Raw genomic sequence first — 22,952 nt, 5'->3', positions numbered from 1 at the left:
CAATCAACGATACCGGGAGCTACACATGACTATCCTTCCTCTTTCCCGCCGCCGCGTGGCGTTAGCCGCCGTGGTCGTCGTCGTTCTTGCCGGGCTTGGCACCTTCGGCGCAATTCGTGTCGATGCGAGCTCGCCGGCCGCACCCACCATCGTGCCGGAAGTGGACGTGGCGACCGTCGTGCAGAAGACGATCACCGACTGGCAGTCCTATTCGGGACGTCTCGAAGCCGTGCAGAAAGTGGACGTGCGTTCGCAGGTGCCGGGCACGATCGTGTCAGTCAACTTCAAGGACGGCGCGCTCGTGAAGCAGGGCGACACGCTGTTCGTGATCGATCCGCGTCCGTACGCGGCCGAAGTCGATCGCGCGGAAGCACAGCTCGCGGCCGCGCAGGCACGCACCGGCTACACGCAAAGCGACTGGGAACGGGCGCAACGGCTGATCGTCGACAACGCGATCGCCAAACGCGACTACGACGAGAAGCAGAACGCCGCGCGTGAGGCGAGCGCGAACCTGAAGGCCGCGCAAGCCGCGCTGGAAACCGCGCGCATCAATCTCGGCTACACGAAGATCGTCGCGCCGGTGTCGGGCCGCGTGTCGCGCGCGGAGATCACGGTCGGCAACGTGGTGTCGGCGGGCGCCAGTTCGGTGCCGCTGACGACGCTCGTGTCGGTGTCGCCGATCTACGCGTCGTTCGACGCGGACGAGCAGACCTACCTGCAATACCTGAGCCGCGCGAAGGACGGCGGCAAGGTGCCGGTCGAACTCGGTCTCGCCGATGAATCCGGCTACTCGCGCAGCGGCACGATCGAGTCGGTCGACAACCGGCTCGACACGTCGTCGGGCACGATCCGCGTGCGCGCGAAGTTCGACAACGCGGACGGCGCGCTGATTCCGGGCCTCTACGCGCGCGTCAAGGTGGGGGGCAGCGCACCGCATCCGGCGCTATTGATCGACGATGCCGCGGTCGGCACCGACCAGGACAAGAAGTTCGTGCTGGTCGTCGATCAGGGCAACCACGTCGTTTATCGCGGGATCACGACGGGTTCGATGCAAGGCAATCTGCGCGTCGTCAACGACGGCCTGAAGCCGGGCGATCGGATCGTCGTCAACGGCGTTCAGCGCGTGCGTCCAGGCGACATGGTGCGCGCGCACATGGTGCCGATGATGACCGACGACGACCCGAACAGCGCAGCGCTCGCGCAGTCGCGTGCCAAGGCCGAGGCCGGCGCGAAAGGCAATTCGTGAGCCGCATGCTCCAACGCGCATGCTCCAACGTTAAGAGCTTCCAATGAACATATCCAAATTCTTCATCGATCGCCCGATCTTCGCAGGCGTGCTATCGGTATTGATCCTGCTCGGGGGCATCATCTCGCTGTTCAAGCTGCCCATTTCCGAGTATCCGGAAGTGGTGCCGCCTTCGGTGGTGGTGCACGCGCAGTATCCGGGCGCGAATCCGAAGGTGATCGCCGAAGCGGTCGCCGCGCCGCTCGAAGAGCAGATCAATGGTGTCGAGAACATGTTGTACATGCAGTCGCAGGCGAATAGCGACGGCAATCTGACGCTGACCGTCACGTTCAAGCTCGGCACCAATCCCGACCTCGCGACGCAGCTCGTGCAGAACCGCGTCAATCAGGCGCTGCCGCGTCTGCCGGATGACGTGCAGCGGCTCGGCGTGACGACGATCAAGAGTTCGCCGACGCTGACGATGGTCGTGCACCTGATCTCGCCGAACGATCGCTACGACATGACGTATCTGCGCAATTACGCGCTGCTCAACGTGAAGGATCGGCTCGCGCGGATTCAGGGCGTCGGCGAAGTGCAGCTGTGGGGCTCGGGCGATTACGCAATGCGTATCTGGCTCGATCCGCAAAAAGTCGCGCAACGCGGTCTCACGGCGACCGAAGTCGTCAACGCGATCCGCGAGCAGAACATCCAGGTCGCGGCCGGTGTGATCGGTGCGTCGCCGTCGGTGCCGGGCACGCAATTGCAGTTGTCGGTGAATGCGCGCGGCCGTTTGAAGACCGAGCGCGAATTCGGCGACATCATCGTGAAGACCGCGCCCGACGGCGGCGTGACCTATCTGCGCGATATCGCCCGGATCGAGCTCGCGGCGTCGGAATATGGTCTGCGGTCGCTGCTCGACAATAAGCCCGCGGTTGCGCTTGCGATCAATCAGGCGCCGGGTGCGAACTCGCTCGCGATTTCAGAGCAGGTGCGCGCGGCGATGAAGGAACTCGCCGAAGACATGCCGGCCGGCGTCGAATACCGGATCGTCTACGACCCGACGCAGTTCGTGCGTTCGAGTATCGAGGCGGTGATCCATACGCTGCTCGAAGCGATCGCGTTGGTCGTGATCGTCGTGATTGTGTTCCTGCAGACGTGGCGCGCGTCGATCATTCCGTTGATCGCGGTGCCGGTGTCGATCGTCGGTACGTTCTCGCTGCTGCTTGCGTTCGGCTTTTCGATCAACGCGTTGTCGTTGTTCGGCATGGTGCTCGCGATCGGCATTGTCGTCGACGATGCGATCGTCGTGGTGGAGAACGTCGAGCGCAACATCGAAAGCGGGCTCAGTGCGCGCGATGCGACCTATAAGGCGATGCGCGAAGTGAGCGGGCCGATCATCGCGATCGCGCTGACGCTCGTCGCCGTGTTCGTGCCGCTCGCGTTCATGACGGGTCTCACGGGCCAGTTCTACAAGCAGTTCGCGATGACCATCGCGATCTCGACGGTGATCTCGGCGTTCAATTCGCTGACGCTGTCGCCGGCGTTGTCCGCGCTACTGCTGCGCAGCCACGGCGAGAAGGAAGACTGGCTGACGCGTGTGATGAACCGTGTGCTCGGCGGCTTCTTCAAGCGTTTCAACAAGGTTTTTCATCGTGGTTCCGAAGCGTACGGCCGTGGTGTCACCGGCGTGCTGCGTCGCAAGGGCGCGATGCTCGCGGTGTACGCAATCCTCATCGGTGCAACCGTATTGGTGGCGCGGGTCGTGCCGGGCGGCTTCGTGCCCGCGCAGGACAAGGAGTATTTGATCGCGTTCGCGCAGTTGCCGAATGGTGCGTCACTCGACCGCACGGAGAAGGTGATCCGCGATATGAGCGCGATCGCGCTGAAGCAGCCGGGCGTCGAAAGCGCGGTGGCCTTCCCTGGTTTGTCGGTGAATGGCTTCACGAATAGTTCGAGCGCGGGCATCGTGTTCGTCACGCTGAAGCCGTTCAAGGAGCGCGGCGACAAGAAGCTCTCGGCAGGCGCGATTGCCGGTGCGCTGAACCAGCAGTACGGCGCGATCAAGGACTCGTTCGTCGCGGTGTTCCCGCCGCCGCCGGTGCTCGGGCTCGGCACACTCGGCGGCTTCAAGATGCAGCTCGAAGATCACGGCGCGCTCGGTTACGCGGAACTCAACAAGGCTGCCGAAGCATTCGTGAAGCGCGCGGCGCAAACGCCCGAACTTGGGCCGACCTTCTCCAGCTATCAGATCAACGTGCCGCAGCTGAACGTCGATCTCGATCGCGTGAAGGCGAAGCAGCTCGGCGTGCCGGTCACGGACGTGTTCGACACGATGCAGATCTATCTGGGCTCGCTGTACGTGAACGACTTCAACCGCTTCGGTCGCGTGTATCAGGTGCGCGTGCAGGCGGATGCGCCTTTCCGTCAACGCGCCGACGACATCCTGCAACTGAAGACGCGCAACGCGGCGGGCGAGATGGTGCCGTTGTCGTCGCTCGTCACGGTGACGCCGACCTACGGACCGGAGATGGTGGTGCGCTACAACGGCTACACGGCGGCCGACATCAACGGCGGCCCGGCACCCGGCTTTTCGTCGGGACAGGCGCAGGCCGCGGCCGAACGCGTGGCCGCCGAGGTGCTGCCGCGCGGCGTGAAGCTCGAGTGGACCGACCTCACGTATCAGCAGATCCTCGCCGGCAATGCGGGCATGTGGGTGTTCCCGATCAGCGTGCTGCTCGTGTTCCTCGTGCTCGCCGCGCTGTACGAAAGCCTGACGCTGCCGCTCGCGGTGATCCTGATCGTGCCGATGAGCGTGCTTTCCGCGCTGACCGGCGTGTGGCTCACCGGTGGCGACAACAACATCTTCACGCAGATCGGTTTGATGGTACTGGTGGGCTTGTCCGCGAAGAACGCGATCCTGATCGTCGAGTTTGCGCGTGAGCTCGAACACGACGGACGCAGCCCGCTCCAGGCCGCGATCGAAGCGAGCCGTCTGCGTCTGCGGCCGATTCTGATGACGTCGATCGCCTTCATCATGGGCGTGGTGCCGCTGGTGTTGTCGAGCGGCGCGGGCTCGGAGATGCGTCACGCGATGGGCATCGCCGTGTTCTTCGGCATGCTCGGCGTCACGCTGTTCGGCCTGATGCTGACGCCTGTGTTCTATGTGGTGCTGCGTTCGCTCGCGGGCGGGACGATTCACGTCGCGCAGAAAGATTCGCCGCGCTATGGCGAGCCCGTTACGGACGCCTGAGGAGAAAACAACAATGAAACGCTTTGAATCTCGCTTTGTATCTTTGCGCGGATGGGGCCGCGCGGCCGCGAGCGGTTTGCTGATTGCCCTGCTGGCCTCTTGTTCGGTCGAGCCGACGTACAAGCGTCCCGACGTCGATACGCCGGCGGCGTTCAAGGAAGCGCCCGCGATGGCGACGTCGGCTGCGGCGGCGTCGGGCGTGGCGGCTGGTTCGGCCGCGTCGGCGCAAAACACCGGCACATGGAAGCCGGCCCAGCCCGCCGACGACGCCCTGCGTGGCGAATGGTGGAAGGTGTTCGGCGACCCGCAGCTCAACGCGCTCGAAGAGCGGGCCGCCGCCGCGAACCAGGACCTGAAGGCCGCAGCCGCGCGCGTGCAGCAGGCACGCGCGGTCACGCAGGCGGCGAAGTCCGACTGGTTCCCGAAGCTCGACGCGGGCTTCGGCCCGACCCGGGAGCGCGCGTCGGCGGCCTCGCAATTCCTGCCGGACAGCGCGGGCGGCACGACGGGCACGATCTGGCGCGCGCAGGTCGGCGCGTCGTATGAAGCGGATCTGTTCGGGCGGGTCAGCTCGAACGTGAACGCGTCGCGCTCGGACGAGCAGCAGAGCGAAGCGCTGTTTCGCTCGGTGCAGCTGTCGTTGCAGGCCGATGTCGCGCAGAACTACTTCCAGTTGCGCGAGCTCGACACCGACCAGGATCTGTATCGCCGCACCGTCGCGTTGCGCGAGGACACGCTGAAGCTGGTCGAGCGGCGCTTCAAGGAAGGCGATATCAGCGAGCTGGATCTGTCGCGCTCGCGGAACGAGCTCGCGAGCGCGCGTGCCGATGCGGTCGGCGTCGCGCGGCAACGGGCGGCCTCGGAGCATAGCCTCGCGATTCTGCTCGGCAAGCCGCCCGCGGATTTCTCGTTCGCGGAAGAACCGCTCGCGCCGGTGGCGGTGCGCGTGCCGCCGGGTTTGCCGTCGGCGCTGCTCGAACGCAGGCCGGACATCGCGGCAGCCGAACGCGCGATGCAGGCAGCGAATGCGCGCGTCGGGCTCGCGAAGTCGGCGTTCTTCCCGAAGCTCGACATCACGGGCGCGTTCGGCTTTGAATCGGCGACGCTCGGCGATCTGTTCATGTGGTCGAGCCGCGCGTTCATCCTCGGTCCGCTCGCGGGTACCGCGCTGACGGTGCCGATCTTCGACGGCGGCCGCCGCAAGGCCAATCTCGCGCAGGCCCGTTCGAAGTACGACGAGGACGTCGCGCAATATCGCCAGCAGGTGCTCGTGGCGTTCCGTGAAGTCGAGGACAATCTTGCCGATCTGCGCTTGCTCGACGACCAGATGCGCGAGCAGAACGACGCGGTCGATGCGTCGCAGCGCGCCGCGCATCTGTCGCGCACGCAGTACACGGAGGGCGCGGTCAGCTATCTCGACGTGATCGATGGCGAGCGGCAGGTGCTGCAGTCGCAATTGCAGGCGAGCCATCTGGCGGGCACGCAGGCGGTCGCGACCGTGAATCTGATTCGCGCGCTCGGTGGCGGTTGGGGCGATGTGACGGCGGGGGATACGGCGGTGGGGGCGGCGCCGGTGCCGGTTGGTGCTTCCGGCGGCGCGGCGGCTTCGCTGGCTGCGGCTTCCGGCTCTGCGGCCGGAGCCGCATCGGTTTTAGCGCAGCAGCAGGTGGCGAAGCGCTGAATTCCTAACCCTGTTGGCAAGCGCTTCATCGACCTCATCAACGACGCCGGGTCGCGCGCAAGCGCCCCCGGCGGTTTTCATGCAAATCGCTTTTCGCGCTTTCCTTGTGCAAATCGCTTCGTAGACCACGTGGGAGCGGCTCCGTATCGTCGTTCGATCCAGCCAACGACGACCTTAGGGCAAGCCAGTGACTTTCGCGCATGACGGCGTCGAGCAGATTCGCGAGCAGCGACACACGGATTCCGCGCTCGATCTCACCCCACTGCTCGCCGCATTGCGCGCGAAGCCTGCGCACGCTGATCTCGCAACAGGTGCTGACCAATCTGTTCGTCGGGATTGCGCAGGGCGCGCGCGCCGCCAGCGCGTTCGACGACGCGTGGCAGCGACGTGCATCGCTCGATGCCGGGAACCGTGCGCGGGTCGCGTTTGCGACCTCGGAAGCGAAGATCGTCGCATACCGGGCGGCGCTCGACATCGGCGAAAAACTGTTCGACGCCTGCGGCGCCCGTGCGTCTCATGCGCCACTCGCGCTCGATCGTTTCTGGCGCAACGCGCGAGTGCATACGCTGCACGATCCGCTCGACTACCGCGTGCATGACGTCGGCCGCTAGGCGCTCAGCGGGACATTGCCGGAGGGTTCTCTGTACACTTGAGGCGGCTCGCGACGCCCGCCCGAGGCGTCGTGTCGATTCCTCTCGAGAGATTTCCGGCTTGCTGTTCAAACTACCAACAACCGCCACAGCGCCGTTCTGTCCGTCCGAGGTACAGGGCTCGGTCGCCGTCTCCGCAGGCGCACCGTTCTGGAAGAAGATTCTGCAATTCGCGGGGCCCGGCCTGCTCGTATCGATCGGCTATATGGACCCGGGCAACTGGGCCACCGCGATCGAAGCCGGTTCGCGCTTCGGCTACAGTCTGCTGTTCGTCGTGCTGCTGTCGAGCCTCGCGGCGATGGCACTGCAATGTCTGAGCATGCGCCTCGGTATCGCGACCGGGCGCGATCTCGCGCAACTGTCGAGCGCTCGCTATTCGCCGGGCGTCGCGCGTGCGCAGTGGCTGCTCGCGGAGCTGTCGATCATCGCCTGCGATCTCGCCGAAGTGCTCGGCGGCGCGCTCGCGTTCCATCTGCTGTTCAACTGCTCGCTGACCACCGGCGTGTTGCTGACCGCGTTCGACACGCTGATCGTGCTCGGCCTGAAGGGCAAGAATTTTCGCGACCTCGAAGCGATCATGCTCGCGCTGATCGCGACGATCGGCGTCGGCTACATCATCGAGCTTGCGCTCGTGAGGCCGCATTGGCCGTCGGTCGCGCAGGGGCTGATTCCGTCGTGGCAGGCGTTGAGTTCGCGCGAGCCGATGTATCTCGCGATCGGCATTCTCGGCGCGACGGTGATGCCGCATAACCTGTATCTGCACTCGTCGATCGTGCAGACCCGCGCGGTGAAGCGCGATCCGGCCAGCATCCGCTCGGCGATCGGCATGTCACGGATCGACACGATCGCATCGCTCGTGATCGCGGCGCTGATCAACATGGCGATCCTGATTCTCGCGGCCGCCGCGTTTCACGCGACGGGCCACGACCAGGTCACGCAGATCGAGGACGCCTACCGGCTGCTAGCGCCGTTCGTCGGCACCGGCTTCGCCGCCTTCCTGTTCGCGATCACGCTGCTCGCGTCGGGACAAAGCTCGACGTTCACCGGCACGGTGGCGGGGCAGGTCATCATGGAAGGCTTCCTGAAAATGAAGATTCCGTGCTGGCAGCGGCGCTTCATCACGCGAGCGCTCGCGCTGATCCCGGCGCTGATCGGTGTGCGGATGCTCGGCAATGGCGCGGTTGGCCAACTGCTCGTCGCGAGTCAGGTCGTGCTGAGCCTGCAACTGCCGTTCGCGCTGTATCCACTGATCCGCATGACGAGCGACCGATCGCTGATGGGCGAATTCGCCAACACGCTGCCGACGCGCCTGCTCGTGTGGACGCTGTTTGTTGCGATCAGTGCGGCGAATCTGTGGCTCGTTGCCCAGACGGTGGGGCTGGCCGGTTGATCTGAACGACCGGTATTCGGCACGCCGGTTTGCCCGGCGCGAAGGCGAAAAAAATCCGCGCAGTTCAAATCACTGCGCGGAATCATGTGAGCTTCGGTTTGAATCGGGTCGAGCGCGTCTCGCGACGGCGAATCGATCGGTCAAGCGGCCTGCGCGACCTGCGCCGCATCGAGCGCTTCCCGGCGCGCGGCTGCTGCCTTCTTCGTCTTGCCGGCACGCGACGGCGGCTGGCAGGCGCCGCACACGACGTTGTGCTGCAGGTCGTGCTTGTGCGCGACGAACTTGCCGGTACAGCGGCAGCATCTGGTCAACTGCAGGATGTCGGCGTCGAAGAAACGCACGAGCGTCCACGCGCGCGTCAGATCGAGCACCGGCTCGGTTTCGCTGTGCTGACAGTGTTCGAGATACAGCCGATAGCCCTTGGTCAGCGCATCCAGATGCGAGCAGCGCGCTTCGTTCTTGAGGAACAGGTACGTGTTGTAGAACAGCGACGCGTGAATGTTCGCGAGCCACGTCATGTACCAGTCCGCCGAGAACGGCAGCATGCCCTTGGGCGGCGATACGCCCTTGACCTCGCGATACAGGCGGATCATACGGTCGCGCGACAGCGTCAGCTCGCTCTCGAGCACCTGCATGCGGGCGCCGAGCTCGATCAGCGCGATCGCGCGAAATACTTCCTGTGCATCTTCGGTCAGGCTTCGCTTGAGCATTGCAGTCACCTCGATCAGGCAAATTGCTCGGCGGGCTGGCCTGCAAGCAGGATCGCCGTGTGAGTCGGTGCAACTGCGGTGTGCTTCGTCGTTTGCGTCAACGCCGACAGCATCGCGTGGTCGTTGAAGCGGAAGAAGCACAAAAGCTGGTCGGAAGCGGCCAGCTTGACGATTTGCGCGAGCGACAGCCCGGCAAGCAAGTCAGCCAGTTCCGACGACAGTCCCAGCCGGAACATTCCGACCGGTTTGTCCTCGCGCAACATGCGTTGCGCGAGCATGATGTAAGACAAGTTGATCTCGCGGATTGAATCCAGCGTCTCGCTGCTACGGTCCATTTTGTCTGTTTCCGAAGCCCCGAATTACTATGTCGGCTTTGCGCCGTTATGTCTTTTCTGCCTCGCCGGCAACGTGGCCTCCGGCTACATGTTGCTACTTGCTACAGACAGCGAACATTTGATACAAGACGTTACATTTCGTAACAGCTCGGGACGAATTGTATGAAGGCTAAAACCAGAAATCAATCCCTTCTCAAAAAAATATCTCAAAAACTACATCATTTTTCGGTAAGTTTTTCACGCCATTGTAATGAATGATGCCAAGTGAATTTATAGCCTTTCGACACTGGCCTCTATTCCATGAAAACCCTTGCTGGATGGGCATCCTACGCGATCGGCCGAGACGTGCGTCCGCACCGCGCGGCAATCGGTAAATTTGTTTTGGATTAGAAAGGAACAGAAAGCGATGGAATGGACGGTAATAAATACTCGTGATGGGTGGCGTGTGAGGGGCGGATGGAGCCTGTAACCGGATGAAGCGTCCCCCGTTACAAACTACGCAAACGAGTGCCGGATCTGTAACGGCTCGATGAGGATGGGCAGCCGGTCTGGCGCACGCGTTCGACCCCGAGACCGAACAGGGGGCGCAGACGCGTACCGATCACGTTGCGGACGGAGGCTGCGAGAAGCCAGTGCCGTGCAGGCTGCCTGACACGATGTCGGTGCAATAGGACGACATTACAACGTTGACGACGCGCAGGAAATGGCCGCAAGGAGGCGTTGTCAACGATTCCCGGGGGCGCTGCGAGGAATCGCGCCATCAGATCCTCGTCATGGAACACCCCGTCAACGTTCAAGGCGCCGACTTCGCACCCATATTTGCGAAAGCCGAGCGATTCATACAGCCTGCGCGCCGCGTCGTTGCGGCTACCCACGGTTAGCTGCACCTGTCGCAAACCGTCGACGCGCGCCGCGCGTCAGCAACTCGCCGAGCAGCGCGCGCCCGACCCCACGACCAGCCGCTTCCTGTGCGACATACATGCCGACCACGTTCGCCTTGTGCCGCTCCTTGTGGGCTTTATTACGCAGCAGACCGACGACGCCGATCAGCGGAGCGTCGGCCGACGCATAGGCGCCAAGCAGAAACGTGCCTTCCGTCTCCGAGCCCTGCAGTGTCGCGTCATGCTGCCCGGCGCCTTTCGCCAGCGCTTCGTCGTGGCTTTGTCCGAACGAAGCGGGGTGCGCCTTCAGCCCGCGCAGACGAAGCTGGAAATAGGCGTCCCGGTCGGCGGGTCCGAGTTGGCGGATCAACAGGGTGTCGACGTTGACGGACATCTCACTTATTCGTGGTGAGTGGAGTGGAGGTACGCGAGCGGCTAGCCGCGCTGGTGTTCGGCAAATTCGCGCAGCGCCGACGCGGTTTGCCGATCCGCCGGAAAGAACGCCTCGATGGCGAGTTCCGACAGCGTAACGTCCACGGGCGTGCCGAACACCGTGGTGGTGCTGAAAAACGACAGCACGCCAAGCGGCGTACGCAGCCTCAATGGCACGGCGATCTGGTTGAGGACTGCATCGTCCAGCGTCGAGGCGTCTGCATCCGGCGGCGCGGGGTAGCCGGCCAGTTCGTCGCGCAGTGCGCTCAGCGTGCCGTCGCCGCTGACGTCGATCTGCCGTTGCAGGCGGGCCAGCACATGCTCGCGCCACGCATGCCAGTTGACGATCGACGCCGCAATGCCTTGCGGATGCAGACTCAGGCGCAATGCGTTGACCGGTGGCTTCAACAGTTCGGGACTCGCGCCGCTCAACAACGGCGCAATCGCATTGTTGGTTGCGACGATGGTCCAGTGCCGGTCGATCGCGAGGGCCGGGTAGGGCTCATGTCCTTTGAGCACCAGTTCGACGGCTTCGCGCGCGGCGGCGAGCTGCGGGTCGGAGAGGGGACGTTCGCGAAACAGCGGCGCGTAACCGGCCGCGACGAGCAGAGCATTGCGCGCGCGCAACGGCACGTCGAGGCGCTCGGCGAGATGCATGACCATTTCCCGGCTCGGTAGCGCGCGCCCCGATTCGACAAAGCTCAGATGGCGGGTCGAAATGTCAGCCTCCGTGGCGAGCAGCAACTGACTCATGCGCCGCCGCTGCCGCCATTCGCGGAGAAGTTCGCCGACCGCCCGAGTGCCGATAGGCGCGGATGATGGAGCCGCTTGTGCAATAGAGAGTGTGTTCATGCCACCGATCATAGTCAAAGCGTGCAAGCAATCGATTACCTGAGAGGTAATGCCCCGCCAATTTCAGTCAACGAGACGCGTGCCCGGCTCAGGCGGGAGCCAGGCGCAACGGCACGGCGGTGAATTTGACGCCGATCGCACTCGCCAGTTTGAGGACCGTGTCCATGCGTGGCTTGGAGCCGGGTGCGAGTGTCTTGTAGAGGCTTTCGCGGCCCAGGCCCGCTGCCGCGGCGATCTTCGTGATGCCGCGTGCCTTGGCGATATCCGCGATGGCGGCGAGCAGCAGATCGGAGTCGCCTTCGTCGAGGGCGGCGTTCAGATAGGCCGCGACCATTTCGTCGTTGTCGAGGTATTTCGATGCATCGAAGCGCGCCGTTTTGATCTTGCTCATGACCGTTCCTTTCTGATGGTTGTCCACATTGCTCCGGCATGCCTGATATCCGCCAGCTGCGTGGGCTTGTTACCCCCGCAGAGCAGCAGATACATCATGCGTTCCTCGCGCGCGTAGTAGACCCGGTAACCCGGCCCGCAATCGATGCGCATCTCGAACACGCCGTTTTCCAGCAACTTCGCGTCGCCGAAAAGCCCGCGTTCCGCGCGGCGGATCCGCACGAGAATTTGCGCCTTCGCCTTGAGGTCGGTGAGGCCGTGAAGCCAACGGTCGAACTCTTCGGTGCAGTTGATCGTGTACACGCGCGGTGTTTCGATCTGCGGACGATTGTATCTCCGGGGATACGGTCGTGCAAGCGAGAAAAGCGTCTCGATGAAGCGGTCCAAGCGGTCCTCCTGTTCATTGCATTGCCCGCCTCGCGATGTCGTCGGCGGGCTTCTATAAGTCACTTGAGGTTAGCGCTGCGAAGGTTTTTTGACGACTCGGCTGAATGGCCTTTTTGGCGAGAAAAACAGTGAAAAGCGCTGCGTGACAGCGAAGGCTGCTTCCGCTTGATTACCTCTCACGTAATCGACGCAATGCATGCGAGCAGTCAATCTTCATTCCGAGCCCGCCGCATGCGATGCGCATGCCGCGCGAAGTGCTCAGTCCTGTCAATCGAGGAGTTTGAGATGAATGCGCATACCGATTTGATCGACCGTTATTTCGATACCTGGAACGAGACCGATGGCGCGCGGCGTCGCGAGTTGATCGCGGCAACGTGGAGCGCCGATGCCGACTATCGCGACCCGCTGCTGGCGGGCGCGGGCCACGATGGCATCGACGCCATGATCCGCGCGGTGCATGAGCGTTTTCCGCATCACACGTTTCGCCGTACGACCGACGTCGACGGCTTCGCGAATCGCCTGCGCTTCTCGTGGGCACTGACGACCCCCGCGGGCGAGGCGATCGTGAAGGGCTCGGACTTCGGCGTGGTGGACGCGCATGGGCGTCTGCAAGCGGTCACTGGTTTTCTCGACGAAACCCCCGGCGCCGCCTGAGGCGTTTTTCACGGAGACGATCATGCACGAGCCCGCCGCTGCCAAGCCCGCACAAGTCCATCTCGCGTTGCTGCGCGCCGCGGCCGCGCTCGATGCGTTATCGAGCGCGATCGCCGGTTTCGCGCTGCTCGGCGGCGCGCGGGCGTTCATGTTCATCGCACTGCTCGGTTGGCGCGAGCCGGTGCTCGGCGGCGCGGGGCTCGTGCTGCTCGCTTTGGTCGGATGGCTGCGCTGGCAATGCGGTGCGAGCGCAGCGCCGCGAGACGTCCGGCGCGCTTGCTACAATCGATCGTCGTGCGGATGAAGCGTGACACGCGTCATCTTGCGCAAAGCTCACGACCTTACCCCCGCAGCATGTTCCCAATCGAACGACCTGGAGACCCCGTGCTGAAAAATCTGGACCCGCTACTGAACGCCGATATCCTGCACGCGCTGCGCTCGATGGGCCACGGCGACGAGCTCGTGATCTGCGACGCCAACTTCCCGGCCGACGCCGTCGCGCGCGATACCGTGCTCGGCAAGCCGCTGCGTCTCGACGGCGTCAGTTCGCCGCGCGCGATCCGCGCGGTGTTGTCGGTGCTGCCGCTCGACACCTTTATCGAGCATCCCGCGTCGCGCATGGAAGTGGTTGGCGAGCCCCAAACGATTCCCGCGGTGCAGCGCGAAGCGCAAGCCGAGGTCAACGCGGGCGAGGGGCGCGAGGTGCGCTTCGTGTCGATCGAGCGATTCGCGTTTTACGAGCGTGCGCGCCAGGCATACTGTGTGATCGCGACGGGCGAGGAGCGCGGCTATGGCTGCTTCGTATTCACGAAGGGCGTATTGCTCGCGCCGGACGCGCCACGCGCATAGTCGCTACCCCCTTTCTCGATTCATCACGACAAACCCATGAGCTTCCAGCTAGCCAGTCTCGATCATCTCGTTCTGAACGTCGCCGACGTCGAAGTGAGCGCGGCATGGTACGCGCGGATGCTCGGCATGCGACGCACCGAGTTCGCGTCGCGCACCGGCACGCGCGTGGCGATGAACTACGGCAATCAGAAGATCAACCTGCGTCCCGCGTCGGCCGATACCGTCGCCTGGTTCACGTCGCGCGAGGTGGTGCCGGGCACGGCGGACCTGTGCTTCGTGACCACCGCAAGCCCGGACGACGTCAAGGCGCACTGGCTCGCGCAAGGCGTCGCTATCGAGGCGGGGCCGGTGGAGCGCGACGGCGCGCGCGGCAAGATGACCTCGGTGTATTGCCGCGACCCGGACGGCAACCTGATCGAGGTCGCCACGTATCCGTCAGCGTGAGCGGGCTTGGAAATCGCGGCCATTGCTCATATGCTCAGGAGCGAGGCGGGGAACTGAGCCCTTGCATTCGGGTCTGCTGCTTATTCATTACAGGAGTCCCCCCATGTCGCGTCCCGTCGATTTCGGCATCATTTTCATCGCCCGTCTTGCGCTTTCCGTGCTGTTCCTGTGGAGCGGGGTGATGAAACTGCTGGGCTATGCGGGCTTCGTCGGCTACCTGCATTCGAAAGGCGTGCCGTTCGTGCAGATCGCCGCGCCGATCGCAACCGCGGTCGAGGTGCTCGGCGGCCTGCTGCTCGTGGTCGGCTTCAAGGTACGGCCGCTCGCGCTGGTCATGGCGGTGTATACGGTCGCGACGGCGGTGCTCGGCCACGACTTCTGGAATATCACCGACCCGGCGTTGCAGCACGACATGGTGATTCATTTCTGGAAGAACATCGGAATCGCGGGAGGTTTCCTGCTGCTGTTCGTCACCGGCGCGGGGCGTCTGAGCATCGACAATGCGCGCGCGCCGCGCGGCGGACTCGGCGGCCTGTAAAGCGGGCTGTAAAGCGTGAGCGCGCGCAGTCGGCGCGGCCCGCATCCTGCTACACAGCAGGATTTCCAATCCGCGCCAATCATGGGAGCAGATGATGATTCAGAACTTCGAGCAAATGATCGGCGGCAAGCTCACGCAACTGTGCGCGAGTCTCGGCGAAGGGCCCACGCCGCATCGTGTGATCATCAGCCTCGCCGAGTCGGCGAAGACGCTGGTGGTTCTGGATGCGTCCGGATTCATCGGCACGCTGAAGGCGGAGATCGAGGACCCGGAAAAGCTGGTCGCGGATGCGATCGCCAAGGCGCGCAACGAAGGCTTGATCGAGCGCGCAATCGATACCGGCACGATTCAGGAGGCGTCGCTGTAGGCGCCTGCATTACACACCGCTTACTTACTCGCGGCGCTCGCGCCGCGCGCAGACGATGCCGCCGCGTGCGGCTCCGGATGCACGAAACACGCGAGCACGAGACCCAGCACCAGCAGTCCCACCGAAATAGCCGTCGCCGCTTGCATCCCCGGCACGATCTGCGTCGCGGCCGCACCGCCCGCGAGCGCGCCGAAGGCCGCCACACCCACCGCGCCGCCGGCCTGGCGCGCCGTGTTCAATACCGCCGACGCCGTGCCCGCGCGTCGCGCTTCGGTCGATGCGAGCACCGCCGTGGTCATCGCCGGCACCGCGAGTCCCATGCCCGACGGAATCAGCAAAAACGGCAGCAGCAGGCCAATCAGCGGCGTCTCGGCGTCGACGAGATGCAGCAGGCCATAGCCGAGACCAGCCGTGATGGCGCCGAGGATCATCGGCACGCGCACTCCCAGGCGGCCGATCACCCAGCCGCTCGCGACGTTCGAGATCAGGAAGCCGCCCGTCAGCGGCAGGAACGCGAGGCCCGCCTGCAACGGCGTGTAGCCGCGCACGCGCTGCAGGTAAAGGCTCAGCACGAACACCATGCCGTAATACGTCAGATTCACGCAGATGCCGAACAGCACCGCTGCGCTGAACGTGCGCGTGCCGAACAGCGACAGCGGCAGCATCGGGCGCGCGACGCGCGCTTCGACGAACACGAACGCACCCGCCGCCAGCAGCGCCAGCACGAAGCCGCCGGCGACCAGCGGATGCGCGAGCCCGAGCGGCCGCCATTCGATCACCGCGGCGACGAACGCGGTTAGCGCGACGATCGCGAGACACTGGCCGCCGAGATCGATGCCGCGTGGCGTCGCGCCGGTGTTGCCGCGAGCGGCGGCCGGCACGGCGCGTTGCGAGGTTTGCGGACGCGGAATCCACAGCAGTGTCGCGAGCAGGCCGGCCGCGCAGATCGGTAGATTGACGAGAAAGATGCTGCGCCAGCCGAAGGCGGCGATCAGCAGACCGCCAGCCACCGGGCCGGCCGCGATCGAAATCGCGCCGGAGGCGGTCCACAGGCCGACCGCGCGTGCCCGCAGCTTCGGTTCGTGGCCGAACGACTGATTGAGCAGCGCGAGCGAATTCGGCAGCATCGCGGCCGCGCCGATACCTTGCACCGCGCGCGCGGCGATCAGCATCGGGGCGTCGAGCGCGAGCCCGCAGGCCAGCGACGCGAACGCGAACAGCACGATTCCGCACGCATACATGCGCCGCGCGCCAAAGCGGTCGCCGAGCGCGCCGGCCGACAGCATCAGCACCGCAAACGCGAGCGTGTATGCATCGACGACCCATTGCAGGCCCGCGACGTTCGCGTGCAGGTCCGCGCCGATTCGTGGCAACGCGATGTTGACGATGGTCACGTCGAGTTGCGTGACCACGAAGCCGACGCTGACGGTCGCGAGAACGCGACCGAGGGCGGGCGAAAAGGAGGGTGTGGATGAGTTCATGACTGCATCGTAAGCCCGATGCAGCGCGCCACGTTTCGGCGTGGCGTGAAGTATGGATGTCGCCTGAACGAGCGACGGCGCGTCGAAAACCGCGCCGTCGCGGAGTGTTCCGTCGACGCGCTAGATGCGGATCGACGAAGCGAGATCCGCCGGGTCAACGGCCCCGCGGCGCATCCTTGATGAACAGCGTGGTCAGCGCGCCCAGCACGCAGATCGCCGCGACGTACAGCGGCGCGGCCAGCGGGTTCGACTTCATCATCAGCGATACGGCGATCGGCGTCAGACCGCCGAACACCGCATACGCGACGTTGTACGAGAACGAGATGCCCGAGAAGCGCACCACTGGCGGGAATCCGCGGACCATCACGAGCGGAATCGCGCCGATCACGCCGACGAAAAGTCCGGCCAGTGCATACAGCGGCACGAGCAGGGAGGTATCGACGGCCAACTGGCGAAACATCACGTAGTACGTGATCGCAAGCGCAACGCCGCCGACGAAAATCGTGCGACCCGCGCCAATGCGTCCGGCGATCGAACCCGCCACCACGCAGCCGATCGTCAGGCACAGCGTCGCGACACAGTTCGCGAGCAGCGCAGTGGCCGGCTCGATATGGAATTGCTTTTGCAGCAGCGTCGGCGTCATCAGGATCACGACGACGATCGCCGCCGACAGCATCCAGGTGAGCAGCATCGACACGATCACCGCGCGGCCGTGATCGCGCAGTACGGCCTTCAGCGGCACTTCCGCGGCGATCGCCTTGCGTTGCTTCAGTTCGGCGAACACCGGCGTCTCGTGCAGCCAGCGGCGCAGATAGACCGAGAACATGCCGAACACGCCGCCGATGAGGAACGGAACACGCCACGCATATTCGGAAATATCGGCCGCCGTGAAATGGCGATTGACCGCCGACGCAATCAGCGAGCCGAGCAGAATGCCCGCCGTGAGGCCGGCCGTCAGCGTGCCGCACGCATAGCCGACGTGCCGCCCGGGCACATGCTCTGCGACGAACACCCATGCGCCCGGGACTTCGCCGCCGACCGCCGCGCCCTGCATCACGCGGAACAGCAACAGCAGCACCGGCGCGAGCACGCCGATGCTCGCGTAGGTGGGCATCAGGCCCATCAGCAGCGTCGGCACCGACATCAGCAGCACGCTCAGCGTGAACATACGCTTGCGGCCGAACAGGTCGCCGAAGTGCGCCATGATGATGCCGCCGAGCGGCCGCGCCAGATAACCAGCCGCGAAAATGCCGAAGGTCTGCACCTGACGCAGCCAGTCCGGCATCGCCGCCGGGAAGAACAGCTGGCCGATCGCCGGCGCGAAGAAAACGAAGATGATGAAGTCGTAGAACTCGAGCGCTCCGCCGAGCGCGGCGAGACCGAGTGTCTTGTAATCGCTGTGCCCAAGCGGGCGGGGGGTGACAGCCTGCGCTCCACCCAGATTTGTCGCTTGCATTGCCATGTCTTTTGATGAATTGTGAGCCACGCGGCGGGTGACGCGTGGACATACGGCGGTCGTCGGGCGAGAAGTGTGGCAGGCGCTGGGTAGAGCACGGGACACGGGCGCGCCGTCCGGATAGGGCGGGCGCGCTGACGACGGAGGCCGGCGCGGATTTTACAGGATGAAAGCGGAAGTCCTGCGGAAGCGCCCAGTTGGGCGAAGAAAGCGGCGGAAAATCGGAATGCTCCGAAGGGAGGGACCGGGGTGCGGCTCGGAGAATGGACTGCATGTCCTTGTCGAGAGCCCATCCCATGCGCGTTGCAGTTCTTCAGCGTGACCCGGTCATGCGTCAGTCCATTGAATCAAGTCTGGTAAGAGCCGGCCATTTCTGCGCGGCCTATGACGACGGCGTTGCGTTGTCGAGGTCGCTCGTGCGCTCCACGATGGATCTGCTGGTGCTCGACTGGCAGGATATGCGGCCCGCCGGCGCGGAGCTGTTGCGCTCGGTGCGCCGCGTGGCAGGCGAGCACGTGCCGATCATGTTCGTGTCGAACGACGGCTCGGAGGAAAGCATGGTGCGCGCGCTCGCCGGCGGTGCCGACGATTACCTCGCGTTGCCGCTGCGAGACGCCGAGTTTCGCGCGCGAGTCGCGGCGCTTCTGCGGCGCGCGTATCCGGAGCGTTTCAGCGCCGCGACCTGTTTCGAGATCGGCCCCTATTGCTTCGACACGATCCGCCGGGCGGTCACGCTGCGCGGCGAGCCGGTGCCGCTGTCGCCCACCCAGTACCGGATCGCGGCGCTGTTCTTTTCCAACGTCGATCGCGTGATGTCGCGCGACCATATCTTCGCGACGGTGTGGGGCCGCGAACTGCGCGAGTTCACGCGGACCATCGACAGTCACGTGTCACGGCTGCGTCTGCTGCTCGCGATCGAGCCGCACAATGGTTTCCGGCTGCAGCCGGTATACAGAAGCGGCTACCGGTTGCTGCGGCTTCACGACCCTGTGCTCAGGGAGTGAAGATTGGCAGTCGGCGCGCACGGCATGAGGTCGCCACGGCCAGGTATATGCTGAAATCCGCGTTGCAGCCGGTCACGCTCGCCAGCGGTGTTCATTCTCCTTACCTGTCCGTATCGGTTAGCCGGGTTACCGTGTTTGCACTGACGGTCGTCGACGCCGATACCGAATAGCGGGACGTTTCGCGCGCCGCGCGTGCGGCGGCTCGCGCATCGCGCCGCTATGCCGAAATCGTCTCAATCCGCGCGTACGCGCACCAAGACCCGCCAGCCCGCGATTCCTACCATGGGCGACATGAAAACCCTCAACATCATCGACTCGCACACCGGCGGTGAGCCCACCCGCCTCGTGGTGTCGGGTGGCCCGGATCTGGGCGGCGGCACGCTCGCGCAACGGCTCGAGGTTTTCCGCACCCGCTTCGACGACTGGCGGGCCGGCATCGTCACCGAACCGCGGGGCTCGGACGTGGTGGTCGGCGCATTGCTCTGCGAGCCCGACGATCCGACTTGCGCGGCCGGCGTGATCTTCTTCAACAACGTCGGCTATCTCGGCATGTGTGGGCACGGCACCATCGGGCTCGTCGTGTCGCTCGCGCACATGGGGCGGATCGGGCCGGGACGACACCGCATCGAAACGCCGGTCGGCATGGTCGAGGCGACGCTGAACGAAGACGGCGGCGTCGCGGTGCGCAACGTGCCCGCGTATCGCCACCACAAGGCGGTGCAGGTCGACGTGCCAGGCTATGGCGCGCTGACCGGCGACATCGGCTGGGGCGGCAACTGGTTTTTCCTCGTCGCCGAGCATGGGCACGCGCTCGAAGCCGCGAACATCGCGAGCCTGACGGCTTTCAGCTCGGCGATTCGCGACGCGCTGATCGCGCAGAACATCACCGGCGCGAGCGGCGCGCTGATCGACCATATCGAGCTGTTCGGACCGGGTTCGCGCGAGGGCCTCGACAGCCGCAGCTTCGTGCTGTGTCCCGGCAATGCGTACGACCGCTCGCCGTGTGGCACCGGCACGAGCGCGAAGGTCGCGTGTCTCGCGGCCGACGGCAAGCTCGCCGAAGGCGCGGTGTGGCGCCAGGAGAGCATCATCGGCAGCGTGTTCGAGGCGAGCTATCGCGCGGCGGGCGACGGCGTCCACGTGATTCCGACCATCACCGGTCACGCGCACATCATGGCCGAAGGGCGTCTGTGTTTCGACGAGCGCGATCCGTTCGCGTGGGGTATCCGGACCGCATGAGCCCGGACGCGCTGATCATCGGAGCGGGTATCGTCGGTGCCGCGTGCGCGGCGGAACTGGCCGCGCTCGGCATGCGCGTCGACGTACTCGATGCGCAGCGCATCGGCGGCGGCGCGACGGCGGCCGGCATGGGCCATATCGTCGTGATGAACGACTCGCCTGCCGAATTCGCGCTGAGCCGCTATTCGCGCGAGCTATGGCTCGAGCTCGCCCCGCAGCTGCGCGCGCGCGACGCGTTCGCGCGCTGCGGCACGCTGTGGGTCGCAGCCGACGACGACGAACGGCGAGCCGCCCGCGCAATGCAGGCGGCGTTTGGGAGCCATGGCGTCGCCGCGCAATTGCTGGACTCGGCCGAACTGCGCGCCTGCGAACCGGCGCTCGCACCATCGATGGCGGGTGGCTTGCGCATCGAGCACGACAGCATCGTCTATGCGCCGACCGCCGCCGAATGGCTGCTCACGCAGTCGCCGCATGCGGCGAATATCAGCGTGCGACTTGGAGCGCCGGTCGCGTCGCTCGGTGCAGGTGGCGTGACCCTGACGTGCGGCGAGTGCACCAGCGCGGCGCACGTGGTCGTCGCGAACGGCCTCGGGGCGGCGCAATTGTTGCCGTGGCTGCCGTTGCAGCCGAAGAAAGGCCATCTGCTGATCACCGACCGCTACCCGGGGCTGATCCGTCATCAACTGCTCGAACTTGGCTATATCAAGAGCGCGCATCACGCGACCGGCACGTCGGTCGCGTTCAACGTACAGCCGCGTCCGACCGGGCAACTGCTGATCGGCTCGTCGCGCCAGTTCGAAACAACCGATCCCGCCGTCGAGATGCCGGTGCTCGCCCAGATGCTGCAACGCGCCGCGCAGTATCTGCCGCGGTTGCCGGCGCTCAGCGGCATCCGCGCGTGGACGGGGTTTCGCGCGGCGTCGCCGGACGGCCTGCCGCTGATCGGACCGGCCGGCGAGTTCGCGCCCGACGTCGGCTCTGGCTCCGCATCCCGCCTATGGCTCGCGGTCGGCCACGAAGGGCTTGGCGTAACGACCTCGCTCGCGACCGCGAAACTACTCGCGGCGCAGATCGCGGGCCATGCCGCGCCGATTCCGTGCGAACCTTATCTACCGGTGCGTTTTGCAGAGCAGGTGGCCCATGACCGACACTGACACGGCCCGCATTCGTTTGACCGTCGACGGCCGCAGCATCGAAGTGAAACCCGGCACGACCATAGCCGCGGCGCTCGCGATCGCGGGTGTGCGCGGCTCGCGGCTGTCGGTCAAGGGCGAGCCGCGCGAAGCCTTGTGCGGGATGGGCGTGTGCCAGGAGTGCCGCGTGACGATCGACGGTCACGCGCACGCGCTTGCGTGCCAGACGCTATGCCGCGACGGCCAGCGCGTGCAGACACGAAACGGGACAGAACACGCATGACGCAGCACTTCGACATCGTGGTGATCGGCGGTGGTCCGGCCGGGCTCAATGCCGCGCGGGCGGCGGCGCAGGCGGGCGCGACGGTCGCGCAGATCGATGACAATCCGCGCGCCGGCGGCCAGGTCTGGCGCCAGGGGCCCGCCTATCCGCCGCAAGCAGCGTTGCATGCGTTGCTCGCGGCGTTGCAATCGCAGCAAAACTTCACCTACTGGCCATCGACGCGCGTGATCGCGCCGCTCGGCGCGCAAGGCTTGCTGCTCGAATCCGCCGAACACGGCGGCGTGTCGATCACCTATGACAGACTGATTCTTGCGACCGGCGCGCGCGAGCGTCTTCTGCCGTTTCCCGGCTGGACCTTGCCCGGCGTGACCGGCGCGGGCGCATTACAGGCGCTGATCAAAGGCGGCATGCCGGTGCGCGACGAACGGATCGTGATCGCCGGCAGCGGCCCGCTGCTGATGGCCGCGCTCGCCACTGCGCGAGAAGCCGGCGCGCGCGTGATCGCGGTGGTCGAGCAGGCATCGGCGGCCGAGGTCGCGCGTTTCGGCGTGTGGCTGCTGCGCGAGCCCGCGAAGCTGCGTCAGGCGATCAGCCTCACGCGCGGCTTTGCGGGACTGCGCTACTGGACCGGCAGCATCGTGAGCGAAGCCCGTGGCGCGCAGCGCGTGCAACAGGTGACGATCCGGCGCGGCGAACGCGAGGTGACGCTCGATTGCGACCGCGTCGCGTGCGGCTTCGGACTGTTGCCGAACGTCACGCTTGCCCAGGCGCTCGGCTGCGCGATCAACGACGCAGGCGAAATCGTCATCGACGACGGACAGCGCACCTCGCTCGAACGCGTTTATGCGGCGGGCGAGTGCACGGGCGTCGGCGGCGCTGAGCTCGCTGGCGCGGAAGGCGAGATCGCCGGTCTCGTGGCGAGCGGCGCGGCGAGCACGCAACGCGCCGCGCTGGCGGCGCTCGTCGCGCAACGCGCTCGCTGGCGGGGCTTTGGCGCGCGCGTCGCGGCGTCGTTCGCATTGGGCGAGGCCGCGCGCACGCCGCCCGCCGACGCGACGCTGTTGTGCCGTTGCGAGGACGTGAGCGTCGGCGAGGTGCGCCGCTGCGCCGACTGGCGTGACGCGAAACTGCAGACGCGCTGCGGTATGGGCCCTTGCCAGGGGCGCATCTGCGGCGCGGCCGCGTGCCTGTACTTCGGCTGGCCGGCCGCCGCGGCGCGTCCGCCGTTCAGTCCGGCGCAAATCGGCACGCTGATGAGCGCCGCCGAACCGCTGACTGCGGCGCCATGACGGCTCCGCGCTTACCCTCGGTAGATATTGGC

General features: G+C 65.5%; 23 protein-coding genes and 2 pseudogenes. 17 read left to right on the top strand and 8 right to left on the bottom strand.

Annotated features, from left to right (window positions below; translation table 11 throughout):
* The first annotated feature begins 25 nt into the window (after positions 1-25).
* From OKW28_RS05380 to OKW28_RS05360, 5 genes and pseudogenes are all read left to right on the top strand, one after another.
* On the top strand, positions 26-1,246 hold the full coding sequence (locus OKW28_RS05380) for an efflux RND transporter periplasmic adaptor subunit (protein WP_429444091.1): 1,221 nt from the start codon (positions 26-28) through the stop codon (positions 1,244-1,246).
* 43 nt (positions 1,247-1,289) lie between these two features.
* Positions 1,290-4,475, top strand: coding sequence for an efflux RND transporter permease subunit (locus tag OKW28_RS05375; protein WP_429444090.1), 3,186 nt, complete (start codon positions 1,290-1,292; stop codon positions 4,473-4,475).
* 13 nt (positions 4,476-4,488) lie between these two features.
* Positions 4,489-6,156, top strand: a complete 1,668-nt coding sequence (locus OKW28_RS05370) for an efflux transporter outer membrane subunit (RefSeq protein ID WP_429444089.1) — start codon at positions 4,489-4,491, stop codon at positions 6,154-6,156.
* A gap of 266 nt (positions 6,157-6,422) precedes the next feature.
* Positions 6,423-6,767 (top strand): annotated as a pseudogene (locus OKW28_RS05365) (acyl-CoA dehydrogenase family protein); the annotation flags it as partial.
* 100 nt (positions 6,768-6,867) lie between these two features.
* Positions 6,868-8,196: an Nramp family divalent metal transporter gene (locus OKW28_RS05360; protein WP_429444088.1), complete on the top strand. Its 1,329-nt coding sequence runs from the start codon at positions 6,868-6,870 to the stop codon at positions 8,194-8,196.
* Between the two features lie 140 nt (positions 8,197-8,336).
* On the opposite strand, the gene flhC is transcribed toward OKW28_RS05360, so the two are convergent.
* The 6 genes and pseudogenes from flhC to OKW28_RS05330 form a co-directional block, all read right to left on the bottom strand.
* Positions 8,337-8,906 (bottom strand): flagellar transcriptional regulator FlhC, encoded by a 570-nt coding sequence (gene flhC / locus OKW28_RS05355; protein WP_018423439.1) that lies wholly within the window; start codon positions 8,904-8,906, stop codon positions 8,337-8,339.
* Positions 8,907-8,920: 14 nt separating this feature from the next.
* Positions 8,921-9,241 (bottom strand): flagellar transcriptional regulator FlhD, encoded by a 321-nt coding sequence (gene flhD, locus OKW28_RS05350; protein WP_184007179.1) that lies wholly within the window; start codon positions 9,239-9,241, stop codon positions 8,921-8,923.
* Positions 9,242-9,987: 746 nt separating this feature from the next.
* Positions 9,988-10,516, bottom strand: a pseudogene (locus tag OKW28_RS05345) (GNAT family N-acetyltransferase); the annotation flags it as partial.
* Between the two features lie 41 nt (positions 10,517-10,557).
* Positions 10,558-11,406, bottom strand: coding sequence for a helix-turn-helix domain-containing protein (locus OKW28_RS05340; RefSeq protein WP_429444087.1), 849 nt, complete (start codon positions 11,404-11,406; stop codon positions 10,558-10,560).
* An 88-nt stretch (positions 11,407-11,494) separates the two neighbouring features.
* Positions 11,495-11,797, bottom strand: coding sequence for an addiction module antidote protein (locus tag OKW28_RS05335; RefSeq protein WP_090807042.1), 303 nt, complete (start codon positions 11,795-11,797; stop codon positions 11,495-11,497).
* The gene (locus tag OKW28_RS05330; protein ID WP_429444086.1) at positions 11,794-12,183 is read right to left on the bottom strand and encodes a type II toxin-antitoxin system RelE/ParE family toxin; all 390 of its coding nucleotides are present in this window, start codon (positions 12,181-12,183) and stop codon (positions 11,794-11,796) included. Before OKW28_RS05330 ends, OKW28_RS05335 begins: the two co-directional genes overlap by 4 nt.
* A 285-nt stretch (positions 12,184-12,468) precedes the next feature.
* Here OKW28_RS05330 and OKW28_RS05325 point away from each other — a divergent pair, with 285 nt between their 5' ends.
* The 6 genes from OKW28_RS05325 (at position 12,469) to OKW28_RS05300 (ending at position 15,035) form a co-directional block, all read left to right on the top strand.
* On the top strand, positions 12,469-12,837 hold the full coding sequence (locus OKW28_RS05325) for a nuclear transport factor 2 family protein (RefSeq protein ID WP_176379337.1): 369 nt from the start codon (positions 12,469-12,471) through the stop codon (positions 12,835-12,837).
* Between the two features lie 22 nt (positions 12,838-12,859).
* On the top strand, positions 12,860-13,141 hold the full coding sequence (locus tag OKW28_RS05320; RefSeq protein WP_429444085.1) for a hypothetical protein: 282 nt from the start codon (positions 12,860-12,862) through the stop codon (positions 13,139-13,141).
* 80 nt (positions 13,142-13,221) lie between these two features.
* Positions 13,222-13,686 (top strand): RbsD/FucU family protein, encoded by a 465-nt coding sequence (locus OKW28_RS05315; RefSeq protein ID WP_429444084.1) that lies wholly within the window; start codon positions 13,222-13,224, stop codon positions 13,684-13,686.
* Between the two features lie 36 nt (positions 13,687-13,722).
* Positions 13,723-14,130, top strand: a complete 408-nt coding sequence (locus OKW28_RS05310) for a VOC family protein (RefSeq protein WP_018423431.1) — start codon at positions 13,723-13,725, stop codon at positions 14,128-14,130.
* 103 nt (positions 14,131-14,233) lie between these two features.
* Positions 14,234-14,668, top strand: coding sequence for a DoxX family protein (locus OKW28_RS05305; RefSeq protein WP_018423430.1), 435 nt, complete (start codon positions 14,234-14,236; stop codon positions 14,666-14,668).
* A gap of 94 nt (positions 14,669-14,762) precedes the next feature.
* On the top strand, positions 14,763-15,035 hold the full coding sequence (locus OKW28_RS05300; RefSeq protein ID WP_429446858.1) for a hypothetical protein: 273 nt from the start codon (positions 14,763-14,765) through the stop codon (positions 15,033-15,035).
* A gap of 20 nt (positions 15,036-15,055) precedes the next feature.
* On the opposite strand, the gene OKW28_RS05295 is transcribed toward OKW28_RS05300, so the two are convergent.
* The gene (locus OKW28_RS05295) at positions 15,056-16,516 is read right to left on the bottom strand and encodes an MFS transporter (RefSeq protein WP_429444083.1); all 1,461 of its coding nucleotides are present in this window, start codon (positions 16,514-16,516) and stop codon (positions 15,056-15,058) included.
* Between the two features lie 154 nt (positions 16,517-16,670).
* Positions 16,671-17,972 (bottom strand): MFS transporter, encoded by a 1,302-nt coding sequence (locus OKW28_RS05290; protein WP_429444082.1) that lies wholly within the window; start codon positions 17,970-17,972, stop codon positions 16,671-16,673.
* Positions 17,973-18,268: 296 nt separating this feature from the next.
* On the opposite strand from OKW28_RS05290, the gene OKW28_RS05285 reads away from it, so the two are divergent.
* The 6 genes from OKW28_RS05285 (at position 18,269) to OKW28_RS05260 (ending at position 22,920) form a co-directional block, all read left to right on the top strand.
* Entirely contained in the window at positions 18,269-18,976 is a 708-nt protein-coding gene (locus OKW28_RS05285) for a response regulator transcription factor (protein WP_429444081.1), read from the top strand.
* A 47-nt stretch (positions 18,977-19,023) separates the two neighbouring features.
* On the top strand, positions 19,024-19,146 hold the full coding sequence (locus OKW28_RS05280; protein WP_429444080.1) for a hypothetical protein: 123 nt from the start codon (positions 19,024-19,026) through the stop codon (positions 19,144-19,146).
* Between the two features lie 112 nt (positions 19,147-19,258).
* Complete coding sequence (locus OKW28_RS05275) at positions 19,259-20,215, top strand: 4-hydroxyproline epimerase (RefSeq protein ID WP_429444079.1); 957 nt, start codon at positions 19,259-19,261, stop codon at positions 20,213-20,215.
* Positions 20,212-21,369, top strand: coding sequence for an NAD(P)/FAD-dependent oxidoreductase (locus OKW28_RS05270; protein ID WP_429444078.1), 1,158 nt, complete (start codon positions 20,212-20,214; stop codon positions 21,367-21,369). Before OKW28_RS05275 ends, OKW28_RS05270 begins: the two co-directional genes overlap by 4 nt.
* Entirely contained in the window at positions 21,356-21,631 is a 276-nt protein-coding gene (locus OKW28_RS05265; protein ID WP_429444077.1) for a 2Fe-2S iron-sulfur cluster-binding protein, read from the top strand. The genes OKW28_RS05270 and OKW28_RS05265 overlap by 14 nt, the downstream gene beginning before the upstream one ends.
* Complete coding sequence (locus OKW28_RS05260; RefSeq protein WP_429444076.1) at positions 21,628-22,920, top strand: NAD(P)/FAD-dependent oxidoreductase; 1,293 nt, start codon at positions 21,628-21,630, stop codon at positions 22,918-22,920. The genes OKW28_RS05265 and OKW28_RS05260 overlap by 4 nt, the downstream gene beginning before the upstream one ends.
* Positions 22,921-22,952 lie beyond the last annotated feature (32 nt).

This window comes from Paraburkholderia sp. 40, assembly GCF_050434105.1.
Lineage (GTDB): Bacteria > Pseudomonadota > Gammaproteobacteria > Burkholderiales > Burkholderiaceae > Paraburkholderia > Paraburkholderia tuberum.
This window is presented reverse-complemented; position numbering and strand designations above follow the sequence as displayed.

Coding starts and splice junctions, on each gene's coding strand:
- OKW28_RS05380 (WP_429444091.1), top strand. CDS start 26: ATGACTATCCTTCCTCTTTCCCGCCGCCGCGTGGCGTTAGCCGCCGTG.
- OKW28_RS05375 (WP_429444090.1), top strand. CDS start 1,290: ATGAACATATCCAAATTCTTCATCGATCGCCCGATCTTCGCAGGCGTG.
- OKW28_RS05370 (WP_429444089.1), top strand. CDS start 4,489: ATGAAACGCTTTGAATCTCGCTTTGTATCTTTGCGCGGATGGGGCCGC.
- flhC (WP_018423439.1), bottom strand. CDS start 8,906: ATGCTCAAGCGAAGCCTGACCGAAGATGCACAGGAAGTATTTCGCGCG.
- flhD (WP_184007179.1), bottom strand. CDS start 9,241: ATGGACCGTAGCAGCGAGACGCTGGATTCAATCCGCGAGATCAACTTG.
- OKW28_RS05340 (WP_429444087.1), bottom strand. CDS start 11,406: ATGAACACACTCTCTATTGCACAAGCGGCTCCATCATCCGCGCCTATC.
- OKW28_RS05335 (WP_090807042.1), bottom strand. CDS start 11,797: ATGAGCAAGATCAAAACGGCGCGCTTCGATGCATCGAAATACCTCGAC.
- OKW28_RS05325 (WP_176379337.1), top strand. CDS start 12,469: ATGAATGCGCATACCGATTTGATCGACCGTTATTTCGATACCTGGAAC.
- OKW28_RS05320 (WP_429444085.1), top strand. CDS start 12,860: ATGCACGAGCCCGCCGCTGCCAAGCCCGCACAAGTCCATCTCGCGTTG.
- OKW28_RS05310 (WP_018423431.1), top strand. CDS start 13,723: ATGAGCTTCCAGCTAGCCAGTCTCGATCATCTCGTTCTGAACGTCGCC.
- OKW28_RS05305 (WP_018423430.1), top strand. CDS start 14,234: ATGTCGCGTCCCGTCGATTTCGGCATCATTTTCATCGCCCGTCTTGCG.
- OKW28_RS05300 (WP_429446858.1), top strand. CDS start 14,763: ATGATTCAGAACTTCGAGCAAATGATCGGCGGCAAGCTCACGCAACTG.
- OKW28_RS05295 (WP_429444083.1), bottom strand. CDS start 16,516: ATGAACTCATCCACACCCTCCTTTTCGCCCGCCCTCGGTCGCGTTCTC.
- OKW28_RS05290 (WP_429444082.1), bottom strand. CDS start 17,972: ATGCAAGCGACAAATCTGGGTGGAGCGCAGGCTGTCACCCCCCGCCCG.
- OKW28_RS05285 (WP_429444081.1), top strand. CDS start 18,269: ATGCGCGTTGCAGTTCTTCAGCGTGACCCGGTCATGCGTCAGTCCATT.
- OKW28_RS05280 (WP_429444080.1), top strand. CDS start 19,024: ATGCTGAAATCCGCGTTGCAGCCGGTCACGCTCGCCAGCGGTGTTCAT.
- OKW28_RS05275 (WP_429444079.1), top strand. CDS start 19,259: ATGGGCGACATGAAAACCCTCAACATCATCGACTCGCACACCGGCGGT.
- OKW28_RS05270 (WP_429444078.1), top strand. CDS start 20,212: ATGAGCCCGGACGCGCTGATCATCGGAGCGGGTATCGTCGGTGCCGCG.
- OKW28_RS05265 (WP_429444077.1), top strand. CDS start 21,356: ATGACCGACACTGACACGGCCCGCATTCGTTTGACCGTCGACGGCCGC.
- OKW28_RS05260 (WP_429444076.1), top strand. CDS start 21,628: ATGACGCAGCACTTCGACATCGTGGTGATCGGCGGTGGTCCGGCCGGG.